The organism is Roseateles paludis (genome assembly GCF_039872745.1).
GTDB lineage: Bacteria > Pseudomonadota > Gammaproteobacteria > Burkholderiales > Burkholderiaceae_C > Pelomonas > Pelomonas paludis.
Window position 1 is genome coordinate 132,384 of sequence record NZ_JBDPZD010000001.1, and the last position, 17,620, is coordinate 150,003.

Consider the following 17,620-nt stretch of genomic DNA (forward strand, 5'->3'; position numbering starts at 1 on the left):
AGGGTAGCGGCTCCGGGGCCTGGGGCCGTGCCAACGGCCCCAGCCTGCCTACCGCTCGGCCCACCGCCGTCAACGCGCGTCGTTCGGGGTCAAACCACCCGCAAACGCCCTCGCCACGCCCACCACCGCCACGGCGCGCTGGGCTTGCAGTTGGATCAGGCGGTCTTGTGCGGCCAGGCGCTCGCGTTCGGCGTCGAGCAGGTTGAAGAAGTCGCTCACGCCGGCCTCGTAACGCTTGAGGGCCAGCTCGCGGGCGCGGCTGCTGGCCTCGGCGGCGGTGGCCTGGGCGGCGGTTTGCTGCTCGACATCACGCACGCTGTCGAGGCTGGCCTGGGCGTCTTGCAGGGCCACGAGCTGGGCTTGCTCGGCTGCCGCTACGGCCGCTTCGTAGCCCGCGCGGGCGGCGCCTTCCTCGGCCTTGCGTTGGCCAAAGTCCAGCCACTGCCAGTTGAGGCCCGCGCCGAGGTTGCCGACGAGGCTGCTGTTCTTGAACAGCTCGCCCGTCTGCGCCGCACTCCAGCCGATGTTGCCGACCAGGCTGAGCGCTGGCCAGCGTGCGGCCCAGGCCTGGTTGGTGCGCGCGGCCTGGGCGGCGGCGCGGGCAAAGGCAGCCTGCACGTCGGGACGCTGGGCCAGCAGGGTGGCGGGGCTGGGCAGGGTGGCGAGATCGACGAGGCGCGGCGCAGGCAGTGCCGGCAGCGGGTCGGCATCGGCCTTGGCGCAATCGGCCGGAGGCTGGCCGCGCAGCACGTCGATCCGCAGGCGCGTCAGGCAGGCGGCGTTGCGCAGTGCGGGGACGCTGGCCTCGGTGCTGGCCAGCAGGCTTTCGGCGCGCGCCGCATCGGCGGCGGTGCCACGGCCGGCGTCCACGCGGGCTTTGACGATGGCGAGCAGCTGGCGTTGCACGGTCAGCGTCTCGCGAGCGAGTTGCAGGCGGTGGCCGAGCCCAACCAGCTCGGCCTGCAGGCTGACAGCCTGGGCGGCGAGGCTGAGCGCGGCGGCGTCGCGGTCACGGGCCGCGGCAGTGGCGTCTTGGCTTGCGGCAGTGGCGGCATTGCCGAGGCGGCCCCAGAGGTCCAGCTCCCAGTGCGCACCAGTACCGACGCTGTAGGCATTGCCGGTGGCTACAACGCCGGCAGGCGTGTAGCCGCGCTGGCGGCCAGCGCCCGCCGTGGCGTCGATCTGCGGCATGCGCTCGGCGCCCCGGGCCTCGGCCAGCAGTTGCTGCTGGCGCATGCGGGCGGCCGCCGCGCGCAGGTCGCGGTTGTTGGCCAGCACCTCGGTGACCAATGCCTGCAGCGTGGCGCTGCCTTCAAAGGCCTGAGCCAGGGACAGCGCCTGGGCACTGCTGCCAGAGGCTGCCCCGCTGAAGGCCTGGGGCGCCAAGGCCTGCGGGCCGGCAGGCAGCGGGGGCGCGGCACAGGCCGCGAGAAAGAGCGCCGCGGCAGCGGCAGCCAGGGTGGTGAGACGGGTCAACATCACTGGCCCTCCTTCTGATCATCAACGCCGGGGTGGAAGGCGTGTGCGGACGCGTCGACTTGGGCGCGCAGCGCAGCGGCGCGTTGGCGGCGCTGCTCGGTGCTCTTGCGCAGCAGCGCGTAGAAGACGGGCGTGAGGAAGATGCCGAACAGGGTCACGCCCAGCATGCCGCTGAAGACGGCGATACCCATGGCGCGGCGCATCTCGCTGCCGGCGCCGGTGCCGAGGATGAGCGGGATCACGCCGGCGCAGAAGGCGATGGACGTCATCAGGATGGGGCGCAGCCGCAGGCGGCAGGCTTCGATGACGGCGTCGGTGACGCTGCGGCCCTGCTCCTCCAGCTCCTTGGCGAACTCGACGATCAGGATGGCGTTCTTGCAGGCCAGGCCCACCAGCACGACGAGCGCCACCTGGGTGAAGAGGTTGAGGTCGCCCTCCTGCATGAAGGGCGGGAAGTGCGAGACCCACACGCCAAACAGCGCGGACAGGATGCACATGGGCACGATCAGGATGATGGCCAGCGGCAGGCTCCAGCTCTCGTACTGCGCGGCCAGAACCAGGATCACGAGCACCACCGAGAAGGCCAGCACCGCCACCAGCGTGGGCAGCTTGATGCCGCCGGGCAGCGCAACCTCGCGGGTCAGGCGGTCCTGCAGCGTCAGGTCGGTCCACTCAAAGCCCATGCCGCGCGGCAGGCCCTTGAGCAGGCGCTCCATCTCACCTTCAGCCTGCCCGCTGGAGAAGCCGGGCTTGGGTGCGCCATTGATGTCGGCCGAAGGGAAGCCGTTGTAGCGCGTGACGCGCGTGGGCCCGAAGGTGGGCTCCACCTGCATCAGGCTGCCCAGCGGCACCATGGCGCCGGCCTCGTTGCGCGTCTTGAGCGCGGTGATGGCCTCGGCATTGGCGCGGAAGGGCGCGTCTGCCTGCACGATGACCTGGTAGGTCTTGCCGAACTTGCTGAAGTCGTTGACGTAGAGCGAGCCGAGGTTGATCTGCAGCGTGTCGTAGATGTCACGCAGCGGCACGCCCATCTGCTTGGCGCGCGTGCGGTCCACATTGGCAAAGAGCTGGGGCACGTTGATGTCGTAGGTCGAGTACGGCGTGCCGACCGTGCTGGCCGGGTTGGCATAGAGCTGGCCGAGCTGGCCCCACACCGCGCCGTAAAGCGCCTGCTCGCCCTGGCCACTGCGGTCCTGCACCTGCAGCTTGAAGCCGCCGGCTGCGCCGAGGCCGTCCACCGCCGGCGGCGGCACGACGAACATGCGGGCGCCCTCGATCTGCTGGATGGCGCCATTGACGGCGCCGAGGATGGCGAACTTGCTCTTGTCGGGCGTGGTGCGGCTTTCAAAGTCATCGAGGCCGAAGAACACGATGCCCTCGTTGGGCGCCGACGAGAAGCCGGCGATCGAGAGGCCTGGGAAGGCCACCGAGTCGCGGATGCCGGGCACCTTGAGCGCGATCTCGCTCATGCGGCGGATCACTTCCTCGGTGCGGTCAAGGCTGGCGCCAGCGGGCAGTTGGGCCACGCCGATCAGGTACTGCTTGTCCGGCGCGGGCACAAAGCCGGTGGGGATGCGCGAGAACAGCAGGGCCGTGAGCCCCAGCAGCACCGCGTACACCAGCAGCGCCAGCGACTTGCGCTGCAGGATGCCGGTGACGCCCCGGCCATAGGCCTCGGAGCGGCGGTGGAAGAAGCGGTTGAAGGCGTGGAAGAAGCGGCCGAAGACGGCGTCCATCAAGCGGGTGAGCCTGTCCTTGGGCGCGTCGTTCGGGCGCAGCAGGATGGCGGCCAGCGCGGGCGAGAGGGTCAGCGAGTTGAAGGCCGAGATCAGCGTGCTGATGGTGATGGTGGCCGCGAACTGCTTGTAGAACTGGCCCGACAGGCCCGGCACAAAGGTCAGCGGCACGAACACCGCCGACAGCACCAGGGCGATGGCGATGATGGGCCCCGAGACCTCGCGCATGGCCTTGATGGTGGCTTCGCGCGGGGTGAGGCCGTTCTCGATGCTGCGCTCCACGTTCTCGACCACCACGATGGCGTCGTCCACCACGATGCCGATGGCCAGCACGAGGCCGAAGAGCGTCAGCGTGTTGATCGAGAAGCCCAGCAGCATCAGCACGGCAAAGGTGCCGACGATGGACACCGGCACCGCCAGCAGCGGGATGACCGAGGCGCGCCAGGTTTGCAGGAAGACGATCACCACCACGACCACCAGCAGCACGGCCTCGATCAAGGTGTGCACCACCTTCTCGATGCTGGTCTGCACGAAGCGGGTGGGGTCGTAGACGATGTCGTACTTGATACCGCTCGGGAAGTCCTGCGAGACCCGCTCCATGGTGGCGCGCACCTGCTTCGAGATGGCCAGCGCATTGGAGCCCGGCGCCTGGAAGATGGCGATGGCGGCCGCTTCCTTGTTGTTGAGCAGGCTGCGCAGCGCATAGGTGTTGGCGCTGATCTCGACGCGGCCCACGTCCTTGACGCGCACCATGGCGCCGGTGCGCGTGTCGGTGCGCACGATGATGTCGGCGAACTCCTGCTCGCTGGCCAGGCGGCCCTGGGTGTTGATGGCGAGCTGCAGGTCGGTGCCCTTGGGCGCGGGCGACGCGCCCACCACACCGGCTGCGACCTGGGCGTTCTGCTCGCGGATGGCGGCCACCACCTCGCTGGCGGTAAGGCCGCGCGAGGCCAGCTTGCTGGGGTCCAGCCACACGCGCATCGCGTAGTCGCCGGCGCCAAACATCTGCACATTGCCCATGCCCGGCACGCGCAACAGCTCGTCACGCACATTGAGCTGGCCGTAGTTGCGCAGGTAGAGGGCATCGCGCGAGTTGTCGGGGCTCAGCAGGTGGACCACCATGGTGAGGTTGCTCGACTGCTTCTCGGTCGTGATGCCGATCTGGCGCACGATGTCGGGCAGGCGCGGCAGCGCGCGGTTGATGCGGTTCTGCACCGCCGTCTCGGCGGCCTCGGGCGAGGTACCGACCTTGAAGGTCACGGTCAGCGCCATGGCGCCATCGCCGGTGGCCTGGCTCTCGTAGTAGAGGACGTTTTCCAGGCCGTTGATCTGCTCCTCCAGCGGCGTGGCCACGGTCTCGGAGATCACGCGCGGGTTGGCGCCTGGGTACTGGGCCGAGACCACGATGCGCGGTGGCGCCACCTCGGGGTACTCCGACACCGGCAGGTTGGGGATGGCCAGCAGGCCGAGCAGGAAGATGAACAGCGACAGCACCGTCGCAAAGCGCGGTCGGTCGATGAAGAAGCGTGAGATGTCCATGTGCGCGCGCCTCGCTTACTTCGATGCGGCCGGAGCTGCAGGCATGGGGTGCCCAGCCTCGTCCGTCTTCAGCACCTGGGGCGTGACGGGTGCGCCCGGGTTGGCCCGCTGCAGGCCGTCGACGATGACCAGCTCGCCGGCCTTGAGCCCTTCGACGACACGCAGGCCATCGATCAAGGCGCCAGGCTTGACCTCGCGCGGCTCGACGATGTTGTTGGCGCCGACGACGAGCACGATCTTGCGGGTCTGGTCGGTCGTGATGGCGCGTTCACTGATGAGCACAGCCGGCGCGCGCTCGCTGCTGGCCAGCAGCAGCCGGGCCGAGAGCCCGGGCGTGAAGCGGCCCTCGCGGTTGTCGAACACGGCGCGGGCGCGGATGGTGCCGGTGGCGGGATTGAGGCGGTTGTCGACGAAGTCGAGCTTGCCGGTGTGCGGGTAGCCGGTCTCGTTGTCGAGCCCGAGGCTGACGGGCACAGCGCCCTTGGCTTTTTGTAGCGACTGCAGATAGGTGCGCTCGCTGACGTCGAAGTAGGCGTAGACGCGGTCGCTCGACACCAAGGTCGTCAGCACCGGCTCGCCCACGCCGACCAGGTTGCCTACCGTGGCAGCAGCGCGCGAGGTGCGGCCGGTGACGGGTGCGGTGATGCTGGCGTACTCGACATTCAGCTTGGCCTGTACGAGGCCGGACTCCGCCGCCCGCAACTGGGCCTCGGCCTGGCGCGCTGCGGAGCGCAGCTGGTCCACCTCCTGGGCGCTGACGGCCTGCGAGGCCACCAGCTTCTCGGCGCGTGCCAGCTCGCTGCGGCTCAGCTCGGACTGGGTCTTGAGCGCGGCCACCTGGGCTTCCGCACGGGCCACCTCGGCGCGGAAGGCGCGGGCGTCGAGCTGAAACAGCGGCTCGCCCTTGCGCACGACCTGGCCCTCCTTGAAGCGCACGGCCTCGACCGTGCCGGCCACGCGGGCGCGCACGTCCACGGTGTCGGGCGCTTCCAGCCGGGCGACGAAGGGCTCGGTGGCCTGCACCTCGCGCTGCACGGCCGGCGCCACTGACACCGGCGGCGGCCCGCCTGCGCCGCCCGGCCCGCCGGCTTGTTGGCCGCAAGCGGCCAGGATCAAGAGAAGGGGCAGGGGCAAGAGACGCAGGGGCAAAGAACGCAGGCGCATGAGGAGGCACTCCGTAAAGAAGCGCCGGACTCTAGCCACGGCAGAAGTAACCATGGGCGTTACTAGGGACTTGCTGCTGACGTGGTATGTCAGCAGGCTGCGCACGCCCGGGTCTCAGCCCAGCGCGGCCTCGGCCTCGCGCAGCAGGCGGTCCAGGTCCTGGAACTCGCGTGCCGGGCGGCACACGAGGCCAAAGCGCGCGCTGAACTGCACCACCTCGCCGCCCTCGCCCTGCAGGCAAGCCTGACCCAAGGCCTCGGCCAGGCGGTCACGCAGCTGGCGGGCAGCGTCGGGGCTGGCGTCAGGCGCCAGGATGACGAACTCCTCGCCCCGGTGGCGGGCCAGCAGGTCGGCCTCGCGCACCTCGGCACGGGCGATGTCGGCAGCCAGGCACAGCGCCCGGTCGGCCAGCAGCTGGCCGACGCGGTGGTGGATGCGCTGGAAGTCGTCGATGCGGAACAGCAGCACGGCCACAAACCAGTCATGCCGGCGTGCCTGGCCCAGCAGTGCGGCGGCGCGCTCGGCGAAGGCGCGGTGGTTGGGCAGGCCGGTGAGGAAGTCGGTGTTGCTGGCCTCGCGCAGTTGCTCGACGAGCTGGTCGCGCTCCTGCTCCAGGTGGCGGCTGCGCTGCAGCGCGTCCCGGAGCGCCGCCACGGCGCGCTCCATGTCGCCGATCTCGTCGCGCCGGTTGGAGAGCGGCCGGCCGTCGAACGAGGTGGGCTTGCCCTGCATCACGTGGACCATGGCGCGGGTGTTGCGCAGCACCGGCACCAGCACGCGCCGCCGGATCAGCAGGAAGACGCTGACCTCGACACACAGGATGGTCAGCCCCAAGGCCGCATTGATCCAGAGCCGGTGCTCGGTCTCCTCGACGCGCCGGGCTGCGGCCTCCTTGGCCGAGGCGAACAGGGTGTCGCGCGCCTCGACGATGGACTTCATCGGCGGCACATAGCGCGCGATGAAGGTAGCGGCATCGATGCCATAGGGCTTGCCGGCCAGGCCAGCCTCGGTGAGGCGCTCGACGAGGGGCTGGGCTTCGTCGAAGTAGCGCGCCTGCATGGTGTCGATGGCAGCCTGCTGCACGACATTGGCGCGGCTGACGCGCGCCTGCAGGGTGATCAGCTTGCGCAGCTGCTCGATGCGCCCGATCAGCACCGGGATGTTGTGGCGCTCCAGGCTGCTCAGCGGTGTCTGCGCGGCCAGCGGCGCCGCAAACTGCGAGCCCAGGCGGCCGGCGTATTCACGCAGCTCGGCCGCATAGCGGGCGCCCACCAGGGGCATGGCCAGCTCGGGGTAGACAGCCTCAGCACCGGCAGACAGCGTGGTGACGGGGCCGAGCAAGGTGTCAATCACGGCAAACATGCCGGCCACGGCCCGCCGCGTGAGGTTGGTGGTGGCGAGGTTGCGCTCAGCCAGCGGCAGCGCGGCCACGCGGTCCAGCTCCTCACGCGCGGTCTCGAGTTGCTGGCGGGCGCGCTCCAGGTCCTGGCGGGCTGATTCGCTGCTGGCGTCGTGCAGCCCTTGCAAGGCCGAGAGCACATCGACAAAGGACTGGTCGGTGACGCGCCGGAACTCCTCCAGCCGCGCCCGCTTGGCGGGGTCGGGCGGCTGGGTGTCGCCCAGCACCACATTGGCGGGCCCGCGCTCGGCCGAGGCCTTTTCGGCCACCTTCATGGCCAGGTAGGTGCGCTCCATCACCGCCAGGCCCTGCTCGGCGGCCTGCAGCGTCCGCCAGTCAGCCAGCGTGGCGCGCACCAGCATCAGGCTCACAAGCCCGAGCAGCACGGTGGTGGTCAGCAGGAAGAGGCGGGTCAGGCGCATGGGCAGAGGCCCTTAATACAAGGGCGCGACGATGGTATGCCAGCTGATCCCGCCGCCCCGCCCCGACAAACCATGCCTTGGCGCGCGGCCTAAACTGCCTGCACAACCCACCCCCATTGGCCTGCGGCGGCGATCCCGCCCCTGGCCTGACTGCACCTGCCAGGAGCCGCCATGAACGCTCGAGACCCGAACTACCGCCCTCTGGACCCCGCCGCGCTGGGCCGCTTTGCCGAACAGCTTTGGGACGCCGAAATCGTCCCGGCGCTGATCGACTACATCGCCATCCCGGCCAAGAGCCCGATGTTCGACGCCGACTGGGCCGCCCACGGCTATCTGGAGCGCGTGGTCACCCAGGCCGCCGCCTGGGTCGAGAGCAAGCGCGTGGCCGGCTTGAAGCTGGAGCTGATCCGGCTGCCGGGCCGCACGCCGGTGATCGTCTTCGAGGTGCCCGCCACCAAGCCGGAGTGCAGCGAGACCGTGGTGCTCTACGGTCACCTGGACAAGCAGCCCGAGTTCAGCGGCTGGCGCGGCGACCTCGGGCCCTGGACGCCGAAACTGGAAAACGGCCGCCTCTACGGCCGGGGCGGCGCCGACGACGGCTATGCCATCTATGCCGCCATCACCGCCCTGCTCGCGCTGGATGCCCAGGGCGTACCGCGCCCGCGCTGCGTGGGCCTGATTGAAACCTGTGAGGAGAGCGGCAGCTTTGACCTGCCGGCCTACCTGGATGTGCTGCGCCCCCGCCTGGGCGAGGTGTCCCTGGTGGTCTGCCTGGACTCCGGCGCCGGCGACTACGACCGACTCTGGCTGACCACCTCGCTGCGCGGCATCGTGTCGGGCGTGCTCAAGGTCGAGGTGCTGACCGAGGGCATCCACAGCGGCGATGCCTCGGGCGTGGTGCCGTCGTCCTTCCGCATCCTGCGCCAGGTGCTGGACCGGCTGGAAGACAGCAAGACCGGCCGCTTGCTGCCCGAGAGCTTCCACTGCGAGATCCCCGGCGCGCGGCTTGAGCAGGCCCGCGCCACGGCCGCCATCCTGAAGGACGAGGTCTACAAGCGCATGCCCTGGGCCTGCGGTGCCGATGGCGGCCCGGTGCTGCCGATGACGGCGGACCCGGTCGAGGTGCTGCTGAACCGCACCTGGCGGCCGACCCTGTCGGTGGTGGGCGTGGACGGCTTCCCCGAGCTGAAGAACGCCGGCAATGTGCTGCGCCCCTACACGGCCTTCAAGCTCAGCTTGCGCCTGCCGCCGCTGGTGGATGGCAATGCGGCCGCGCTGCAGCTGAAGGCCCTGCTGGAGGACAACGCGCCCTACAACGCCCGCGTCAGCTTCGTGCCCGACGGCCGCGCCGGCGCGCTGGGCGCCACGGGTTGGAACACGCCCGAGCTGGCCCCGTGGCTCAGCCAGGCGCTGGAGGCCGCCAGCCAGGACCAGTTTGGCGCCCCGGTGGGCTACGTCGGCCAGGGCGGCACCATCCCCTTGATGGGCATGCTGCAGCAGGGCTTCCCCAAGGCGCAGATGATGGTCTGCGGCGTGCTCGGCCCCAAGAGCAATGCGCACGGGCCCAATGAGTTCCTACACGTGCCCTATGGCAAGCGCCTGACGGCCGCCGTGGCGCAAGTGATTGCTGCAATTCCATGAACCACCCCCTACGCGCTGCGCGAGCCCCCTCAAGGGGGCACTCCCGACGGCCCGGCAAAGCCGGTTCCGTGGGAGTCGCTGGGGAAGGCACTACATAGATAGTCAACGTATGGATCAACTCCGCGCGATGCGCGTCTTCACCAAGGTCATCGACGAAGGCAGCTTCGCCGGTGCCGCACGCGCCATGAACCTGGCTCCGGCCGTGGTGACGCGCCTGGTGGCCGAGCTGGAAGAACACCTCAAGGCCCGGCTGCTGCACCGCACGACACGCAGCCTCACGCTGACCGAGATTGGCGAGGCCTACCTGGAGCGGGCGCGGCGCATCCTGGCCGAGGTGGACGAAGCCGAGGCCCTGACCCAGTCCGCCACCACCGAGGTGCGCGGCCATCTGCGCGTGCTGTGCCCACCGGCCCTGGCCGTGCACCAGATCGCCCGTCACCTGCCCAAGTTCCACCAGCGCTACCCGCAGGTCTACCTGGAGCTGACCTCGCCCGGCCCGATCGAGGACATCGACGAGAACCACGACATCACCATCTTCTGGAAGCGCGAGCTGCTGGATGGCGACTTCATCGCCCGGCGCCTAGCGCGCTCGGAGGTGGTGCTGGTGGCCTCGCCCGAGTACCTCGATGCACGTGGCCGCCCCGAAGTGCCTTACGACCTCAAGCACCACGCGACCCTGGTGCCGCCCTCGGTCGAGCTGCTGCGCGAGATGCCGCTGCAGCGCGGCGACCCGCACAACCCCGAGATCGTCAACCTGCCGATCATGCCGCAGCGCGCCGCCCTGGCCACCAGCCACCTGGACACCAACTACGCCGCCGCCCTGCACGGCCTCGGCATCGCCGGCCTACCCAGCTTCGTCTGCGAAGAGGCGCTGCTGGAACACGCGCTGGAGCGCGTGCTGCCGCAATGGCGGATGCAGAGCTTCACCCTCTGGGCGGCCATGCCGACGCGCAAATACGTGCCGGCCCGCACCCGCGCCTTCCTCGACTTCCTGGTCGAGATCTTTGGCGGCGAAGACAAAGACCCCTGGCTGGTTGCGGCCGGCTGCGAAACCTGCGACTGAGCGGGCTTGAGACAATCGGCACCATGAAGCCCATTGCCTACACCCGCGCCGCGCAGCTGCCCGCGCTGCTCCAGCAACGCATCCTGATCCTTGACGGCGCGATGGGCACCATGATCCAGCGCTACAAGTTGACCGAGACCGACTTCCGGGGCGAACGCTTCAAAGACCACCCCAAGGACCTCAAGGGCAACAACGACCTGCTGGTACTGACCCGCCCTGACGTGATCAGCGAGGTCCACGAGCAATACCTGGCCGCCGGGGCCGACATCCTGGAGACCAACACCTTCGGCGCCACCGAGGTGGCCCAGGACGACTACGGCCTGCACGGCCTGGGCTACGAGATGAACCTGGCCGCCGCGCGCCTGGCCCGCGCCGCCTGCGACAAGTACTCGACGCCCGAGAAGCCCCGCTTCGTGGCCGGCGCCCTGGGCCCGCAGCCCAAGACGGCCTCCATCAGCCCCGACGTGAACGACCCCGGCGCCCGCAATGTCGATTTCGAGACCTTGCGCGCGGCCTACTACGACCAGGCCCGCGGCCTGCTCGAGGGTGGGGCCGACCTCTTCTTGGTCGAGACCATCTTCGACACCCTCAATGCCAAGGCCGCCATCTTTGCGCTCGACGAGCTGATGGAAGCCACGGGCGAGCGCCTGCCCGTGATCATCTCGGGCACGGTGACCGACGCCTCGGGCCGCATCCTCTCGGGCCAGACGGTGACGGCCTTCTGGCACTCGGTGCGCCATGCGCGCCCGCTGGCCGTGGGCCTGAACTGCGCGCTGGGGGCCACGCTGATGCGCCCCTACATCGAGGAGCTGGCCAAGGTGGCAGGCGAGGTGGCGGTGAGCTGCTACCCCAATGCCGGCCTGCCCAACCCGATGAGCGAAACCGGCTTTGACGAAACCCCTGACGTGACGGGCCGCCTGCTGGGCGAGTTTGCCGCCAGTGGTTTTCTCAATATCGCCGGGGGCTGCTGCGGCACCACGCCCGAGCACATCGCGGCGATTGCCCAGGCAGTGTCCAGTTACAAGCCGCGCGCCAGCGGCGAGAAGTTCCTGAGCGGACTGCTCGACGCGGCCTGACGGCGCGCGCCGGGCGGGGCTCGCTTTGGCGCCTCAGCTCTGCTGGACGAACTGCATCTGCGTGCCGGCGAGCTCGATGAGGTCGCCGCTGCGCAGGGCGATGGACTCGCCGGTCAGCGGAATGCCATTGACGCTGGGACGCTGAGTGCCCTCGACATGGGCGAACACGAAGCCCGTGGGGCGCTTGGTGATCGAGGCCACTTGCAGGCCAGGCTTGCCGAGGGTCGTGACGACCTTGGTCAGCTGCACTTCGCGGCCGGCGGCGGCACCGGTCAGCACCTTGATGGTGGCCGACACGCTGCTGGCAGGCAGGCCGCCAAAGCCAGAGGGGCTGGGCATGGGCGGGGTCTGGCCCGGCCGCATGATCATGGTCTTTTCGTAGTCGGTCCCATCACCCAGCAGGAACTTGATCTTGTACTTGCCGATCTCGATGGTGTCGTTGTCGGTCAGCAGCTGCTTCTTGATCGCCTTGCCGTTGATGTAGGTGCCGTTGGTGGAGTTCAGGTCTTCGATGAAGACATCGGCGCCCACCATCTGCAGCACGGCGTGCTCGCCGCTGACCGCCAGGTTGTCGATCACGATGTCGTTGTAGGGGCGACGGCCGAGGGTGGTCTTGTCCTTCGTGATCTGGACGTCCTTGATCACGACCCCGTCGAGCGAAACCACCAGTTTGCCCATGAAAGACCTCGAGTTCTGTTGTGTGCTTGGGAATCTGGATCAGCCGCGTGTCTGAGCCATCTGCTGCCCATCCTACTTACCGATTGCGGCGCCCAAAGGGCCACCACCCCCGGGATTCCACGCGCCCTTGCGAATTGATGCGCACAAGGATGAGCGCGATGTTATCGCGGCCGCCCATGTCATTTGCCGCTGTGATCAGTGACTGCGCCATTTCCGGCAACAGGGTATTTCCCTGAAGGATCTGCGCCAGCCGGGCGTCGCTGAGCATGTCGGACAAGCCGTCCGAGCACATGAGGTAAATATCACCGGGCTGAACCTCGTGCAAATGCAGCTCCAGCACCACAGCGTCTTCGACGCCGACGGCCCGGGTGACGAGGTTCTTGTTATTGCTGAAAGCCGCCTCTTCGGCCGTCAGCAGGCCGGCGTCGATCTGCTCCTGCAGCAGCGAGTGGTCGCGGGTGATCTGGGCGAACTGGCCGGCCCGCAGCCGGTAGGCGCGGGAGTCCCCCACATGGCCGAGCAGCAGGCCCTCGGGGCGGAACACGGCCAGCACCAGGGTCGTGCCCATGCCGGTGTAGCGCGGGTTGGTGTTGGCGGCGTTGAAGATCGCGCGGTTGGCGTTGTCCACGCAGATGTCCATGGCCCGCTTGACGTCGCCGGCCTTGGCTTGCTTGCCGGGCTCGCGCAGCCAGCGGCCCAGCTCGGCGCAGACGAAGCCGGTGAGCATCTGGCTGGCCACCTCGCCAGCGGCGTAGCCGCCCATGCCGTCGGCCAGGATGGCCAAGCCGGCTTCTTCGTCGACCGCCACCGAGTCTTCGTTGTTGTCGCGCTGACGCCCCACGTCAGTGGCACTGAAGAACTCCAGAGTCATGAGCTGGCGGGCGGAACTTCCGAATCGGTGGAGGGCGAATTCTGCCCTGCTTCCTTTGGCGACAAGCGCATGGTTTGTGCGAAAGCCGGCTGGGTGACATCGGCGTCCAGCCCGATGGGGCCTGGGGCATCGCCGGTGAGCATCTGGACGACGGTGTCGAGGTCGCGCGCCATCTGCTCGCCGTCCTGGTAGCGCAGCTCGGGGCGCTTTTCCAGGGCCAGGGCCAGCACCAGGGCGAGGGCCTCGGGCAGGTCGGGCCGGAAACGGCGGATGTCGGGCGGGGCTTCGTTGGCGATCTGGTACATCAGCCGGGCCATGGAGTCGCCGTGGTGGGGCAGGCGCCCGCAGACCAGTTGATAGAGCAGCACGCCGAGCGAGTAGAGGTCGCTGCGGCCATCCACCTTGAGCCCGGCGAGCTGCTCGGGCGACATGAAGGACGGCGTGCCAAGCACCAGGCCGGTGCGGGTGCGGCTGCCGTCGGCCACGCGGGCGATGCCGAAGTCCATCAACTTGAGACTGCCGTTGACGCGGTCGAGCATCACATTGGCGGGCTTGATGTCGCGGTGCACGACGCCGTGGCTGTGCGCATAGGCCAGGGCCCGTGCCAGCCGGGCGCCGATCTGCAGCACCTCGGCCACCGGCAGCAGCTGCTCGGGCCGGGTGAAGCTGGCGAGGTCGCGCCCCAGCACGTACTCGAAGGCGATCCAGGCGTCGGCGCCATCCTGGCCGGCATCGACGACCTCCAGGATCTCGGGGTGGTGCAGTTGGCCGGCGGCGCGGGCCTCACGCATGAAGCGGTCGCGCACGTCCTGCAAGTCTTCGGGCGCAAATTCGCGCTGCAGGGCCAGACGCTTGATGGCCACCTGCCGGCCGGTGGCGAGCTGCGTGGCCTTGTAGACCACGGCCATCGCCCCGCGCCCAATCTCGGCCGACAGCTCGTAACCCTTCAAGCCGGCGTCAGCCAAGGTGGCAGGCCCGGCCGCGCCATGAGCAGCCCCGGGCGCGAGCGTGGACTGCGCGATGGGAATGGTGGACGCTTCGCCCGCGTCGACACGGGGCCGACCGAGCAGGCGTTGAAACAGCGATTTAGCGCCCATGGCGCCGATCTTAGGGCGCCGTCTCTGCTTGTGCCGAACGGCTGCGATGCCGCCGCGCCAGCCACATGCCCATTGCCACGACAAACACCGCGCCGGCAATGCCGAAGGTGTAGTCCAGCTCATGCAGATGGGTGTTGACCCAGTCGTGCACGAAGGCGTCGGTCACGGCCATCTCGCCAGCCACGAACCCGAGCAAGGCGGCCCCCAGGGTGATGATCACCGGGAAGCGCTCCATCAGCTTGAGCAGCAAGGTGCTGCCAAAGATGATCAGCGGGATCGAGAGCCCCAGGCCGATCACGAGCAAGGGCACGCGCAGGCTCTCGGGTGCCGAGTTGGCGGCGGCGGCCACGGCAATCACGTTGTCGAGGCTCATCACCAGGTCAGCCACCAGGATGGTCCGGATCGCGCCGAGCAGGCTGACGTGGCCATGCACCTCGGCATCGCCATCGTTGTCGACCAGCAGCTGGATGCCGATCCAGAGCAGCAGCACCGCGCCCACGATCTTGAGCCAGGGCAGCTGCAGCAGCTGCACGGCAAACAGGGTCAGCAAGACGCGCAGCACGATGGCCGCGCCACTGCCGAACACGATGGCTTGCTTTTGCTGGCCAGGCTCCAGGTTGCGCGCGGCCAGCGCGATCACCACGGCGTTATCGCCAGACAGCAGGATGTTGACCCAGATGATCTTGAGCAGGGCAATCCAGAAGGCGGCGGTCATCAGGTCCATGGGCGTTCTCCTTCGGTCTCAGTGTCGCCAACGCCGCTGAAATTCAGCTTGCGGGTTCTACGCAGACGAACAACAAAAAGGCCGCCTCGCGGGCGGCCTTTTCAGCGCAAGCGGTGGCTCAGAGCAGGCCCTTGAGCAGCTTGCCCATCTCGGAGGGGTTGCGCGTGACGGTGAAGCCGCACTCTTCCATGATGGCGAGCTTGGCATCGGCCGTGTCGGCGCCGCCGGAGATCAGCGCGCCGGCGTGGCCCATGCGCTTGCCCGGAGGGGCGGTGACGCCGGCGATGAAACCGACGATGGGCTTCTTCATGTTGGCCTTGCACCAGCGGGCGGCTTCGGCCTCGTCGGGGCCGCCGATCTCGCCGATCATGATCACGGCATCGGTGTCCGGGTCGTCGTTGAAGGCCTTCATCACGTCGATGTGCTTGAGGCCATTGATCGGATCGCCACCGATGCCGACGGCGCTGGACTGGCCGAGGCCGATTTCGGTCAGCTGGGCCACGGCTTCATAGGTCAGCGTGCCGGAGCGCGAGACGACACCGATGCGGCCCTTCTTGTGGATGTGGCCGGGCATGATGCCGATCTTGATCTCTTCGGGCGTGATCAGGCCTGGGCAGTTGGGGCCGAGCAGCAGGGTCTTCTTGCCGCCAGCCAGCTCCTTGGCCTTCATCTTGTTGCGCACCATCAGCATGTCGCGCACGGGGATGCCTTCGGTGATGCAGATGACGAGGTCGAGGTCGGCTTCAACGGCTTCCCAGATCGCGTCGGCCGCGCCGGCGGGCGGCACGTAGATGACGCTGACGTTGGCGCCTTCTTGCTGCTTGGCTTCCTTGACGGAGGCGTAGATGGGGATGTCGGAGAACTTCTCGCCCGCCTTCTTGGGGTTCACGCCCGCGACGAAGCAGTTCTTGCCGTTGGCATAGGCCTGGCAGCCCAGGGTGTGGAACTGGCCGGTCTTGCCGGTGATGCCCTGGGTGATGACCCGCGTGTCTTTGTTGATGTAGATGGACATGGTGTTCTTCTCCTGGGCTTAGGCGACAGCGGCCACGATCTTGGTGGCGGCTTCGGCCATGGTGTCGGCCGCGATGATGGGCAGGCCGGACTCGGCCAGCATCTTCTTGCCCAACTCTTCGTTGGTGCCCTTCATGCGCACCACCAGGGGCACGGAGAGGTTCACGGCCTTGCAGGCGGTGATCACGCCCTCGGCGATGGTGTCGCACTTCATGATGCCGCCGAAGATGTTGACCAGGATGCCCTTCACGCTCTTGTTCTTGAGCATGATCTTGAAGGCCTCGGTCACCTTCTCGGCGGTGGCACCGCCGCCGACGTCCAGGAAGTTGGCCGGCTCACCGCCGAACAGCTTGATGGTGTCCATGGTGGCCATGGCCAGGCCGGCGCCGTTCACCAGACAGCCGATGTTGCCGTCGAGGCTGATGTAGGCGAGGTCGAACTTGGAGGCCTCGACTTCGGCGGGGTCCTCTTCGTCCAGATCGCGGTAGGCCACGATCTCGGGGTGGCGGAACAGGGCGTTGGCGTCGAAGTTGAACTTCGCATCCAGGGCCATCAGGTTGCCCTTGCTGTCACGGTTGAGCGGGTTGATCTCGACCAGGGACGCGTCGGTGTCCATGTAGCACTTGTAGAGCTTCTGGAAGAGGTCGACGGCTTGGTCCACGGTGTGGCCCGACATGCCGATGGCAGTGGCGATCTTGCTGGCCTGTGCGGCCGTCAGCCCGGCGATGGGGTCGATCACCTCGGTGACGATCTTCTCGGGGGTGCTGTGGGCCACTTCCTCGATGTCCATGCCGCCTTCGCTCGACGCGATGAAGGCGACCTTCTGGGTCGCGCGGTCGGTCACCAGGGAGACGTAGAACTCCTTGCCGATGTCGGCGCCGTCTTCGATATAGAGGCGACGCACCTTCTGGCCTTCGGGGCCGGTCTGATGGGTCTTGAGCTGCATGCCGAGGATGGCCGAAGCCTTGTCCTTGACGTCGTCGATGGTCTTGGCGACCTTCACGCCACCGCCCTTGCCACGGCCGCCTGCATGGATCTGGGCCTTCACGACCCAGACCGGGCCGCCGAGCTTCTGGGCGGCTTCGACGGCTTCTTGCACCGTGAAGGCGGGGATGCCACGCGGCACCGGCACGCCAAACTGGCGCAGGATCTCTTTGCCCTGGTATTCATGAATCTTCATAGGGTCTTCTCTCGTGGTTGGCGCAATTCAGGAGATGGCAGGCGTCGAAGGGCGATACCGGCGTGGATAGGGCGCTTGGACAAACGGGCCACAGCGCGGGAGGGCGCCGCGGCGGTCAATGGAATCAGGGGGAACGGAGCCTGGCCAGCCATCGCGGCCGGCGAACGCCAGCACGGTCAACGCCCAGCGATGGCGCAGGCGACGCGCTGGCGTGCGGGGGGCTGAAACGGGCTGTGCAGGCATCGTCGGAGGGGCGGATCGCCCTGGGGCGGCCGACCGGCTGCAGGGGCATTCGGCAATGTAGCACGCGGGTTTTTGCGTAGAGCTTACGCCGGAGGGCTGAAACGCCGCACCGGGCCCCGCGGCGTGTCTGAAGCGGCACAGTTGCGGCACAAATGGCCAGCCCAAGGCCCCGCCCAACGGCCGTCGGCGCCTCCTTTTGGGGCTGCCAGACCTCGCCAGGCGCGGCATTCCGCCCCGCAGGCGCCAACCTGGTGCCTGGCGCCAAGCTCAGCTTGCGCCCGACACGAAGCCGGCATT

The 17,620-nt window shown here is 68.4% G+C and carries 13 protein-coding genes; 3 read left to right on the top strand and 10 right to left on the bottom strand.

Features of this window, described 5'->3' with window-relative positions:
• Positions 1–69 precede the first annotated feature (69 nt).
• From ABDJ85_RS00680 to ABDJ85_RS00695, 4 genes are all read right to left on the bottom strand, one after another.
• Complete coding sequence (locus tag ABDJ85_RS00680; protein WP_347702802.1) at positions 70–1,479, bottom strand: efflux transporter outer membrane subunit; 1,410 nt, start codon at positions 1,477–1,479, stop codon at positions 70–72.
• Entirely contained in the window at positions 1,479–4,754 is a 3,276-nt protein-coding gene (locus tag ABDJ85_RS00685; protein WP_347702803.1) for an efflux RND transporter permease subunit, read from the bottom strand. The genes ABDJ85_RS00680 and ABDJ85_RS00685 overlap by 1 nt, the downstream gene beginning before the upstream one ends.
• Positions 4,755–4,769: 15 nt before the next feature.
• Positions 4,770–5,918, bottom strand: a complete 1,149-nt coding sequence (locus ABDJ85_RS00690) for an efflux RND transporter periplasmic adaptor subunit (protein ID WP_347702804.1) — start codon at positions 5,916–5,918, stop codon at positions 4,770–4,772.
• Between the two features lie 114 nt (positions 5,919–6,032).
• Entirely contained in the window at positions 6,033–7,739 is a 1,707-nt protein-coding gene (locus ABDJ85_RS00695; RefSeq protein ID WP_347702805.1) for a diguanylate cyclase domain-containing protein, read from the bottom strand.
• Positions 7,740–7,910: 171 nt separating this feature from the next.
• On the opposite strand from ABDJ85_RS00695, the gene ABDJ85_RS00700 reads away from it, so the two are divergent.
• From ABDJ85_RS00700 to ABDJ85_RS00710, 3 genes are all read left to right on the top strand, one after another.
• Positions 7,911–9,380 (top strand): M20 family metallopeptidase, encoded by a 1,470-nt coding sequence (locus ABDJ85_RS00700; RefSeq protein ID WP_347702806.1) that lies wholly within the window; start codon positions 7,911–7,913, stop codon positions 9,378–9,380.
• 109 nt (positions 9,381–9,489) lie between these two features.
• On the top strand, positions 9,490–10,443 hold the full coding sequence (locus ABDJ85_RS00705) for a LysR family transcriptional regulator (RefSeq protein ID WP_347702807.1): 954 nt from the start codon (positions 9,490–9,492) through the stop codon (positions 10,441–10,443).
• A gap of 23 nt (positions 10,444–10,466) precedes the next feature.
• Positions 10,467–11,519, top strand: coding sequence for a homocysteine S-methyltransferase family protein (locus tag ABDJ85_RS00710; protein ID WP_347702808.1), 1,053 nt, complete (start codon positions 10,467–10,469; stop codon positions 11,517–11,519).
• A gap of 33 nt (positions 11,520–11,552) precedes the next feature.
• Here ABDJ85_RS00710 and ABDJ85_RS00715 read toward each other — a convergent pair whose 3' ends face one another.
• From ABDJ85_RS00715 to sucC, 6 genes are all read right to left on the bottom strand, one after another.
• Positions 11,553–12,197, bottom strand: coding sequence for an FHA domain-containing protein (locus ABDJ85_RS00715; RefSeq protein WP_347702809.1), 645 nt, complete (start codon positions 12,195–12,197; stop codon positions 11,553–11,555).
• 76 nt (positions 12,198–12,273) lie between these two features.
• Positions 12,274–13,068, bottom strand: a complete 795-nt coding sequence (locus ABDJ85_RS00720) for a Stp1/IreP family PP2C-type Ser/Thr phosphatase (protein WP_347702810.1) — start codon at positions 13,066–13,068, stop codon at positions 12,274–12,276.
• Positions 13,065–14,165 carry a serine/threonine-protein kinase gene (locus ABDJ85_RS00725; protein ID WP_347702811.1) on the bottom strand — a complete coding sequence of 367 codons (1,101 nt, stop codon included), beginning with the start codon at positions 14,163–14,165 and terminating at the stop codon, positions 13,065–13,067. Before ABDJ85_RS00725 ends, ABDJ85_RS00720 begins: the two co-directional genes overlap by 4 nt.
• 10 nt (positions 14,166–14,175) lie before the next feature.
• Complete coding sequence (locus tag ABDJ85_RS00730) at positions 14,176–14,889, bottom strand: TerC family protein (protein ID WP_347702812.1); 714 nt, start codon at positions 14,887–14,889, stop codon at positions 14,176–14,178.
• Between the two features lie 118 nt (positions 14,890–15,007).
• On the bottom strand, positions 15,008–15,901 hold the full coding sequence (sucD, locus tag ABDJ85_RS00735) for a succinate--CoA ligase subunit alpha (protein ID WP_347702813.1): 894 nt from the start codon (positions 15,899–15,901) through the stop codon (positions 15,008–15,010).
• An 18-nt stretch (positions 15,902–15,919) separates the two neighbouring features.
• Complete coding sequence (sucC, locus tag ABDJ85_RS00740; RefSeq protein ID WP_347702814.1) at positions 15,920–17,080, bottom strand: ADP-forming succinate--CoA ligase subunit beta; 1,161 nt, start codon at positions 17,078–17,080, stop codon at positions 15,920–15,922.
• Positions 17,081–17,620 lie beyond the last annotated feature (540 nt).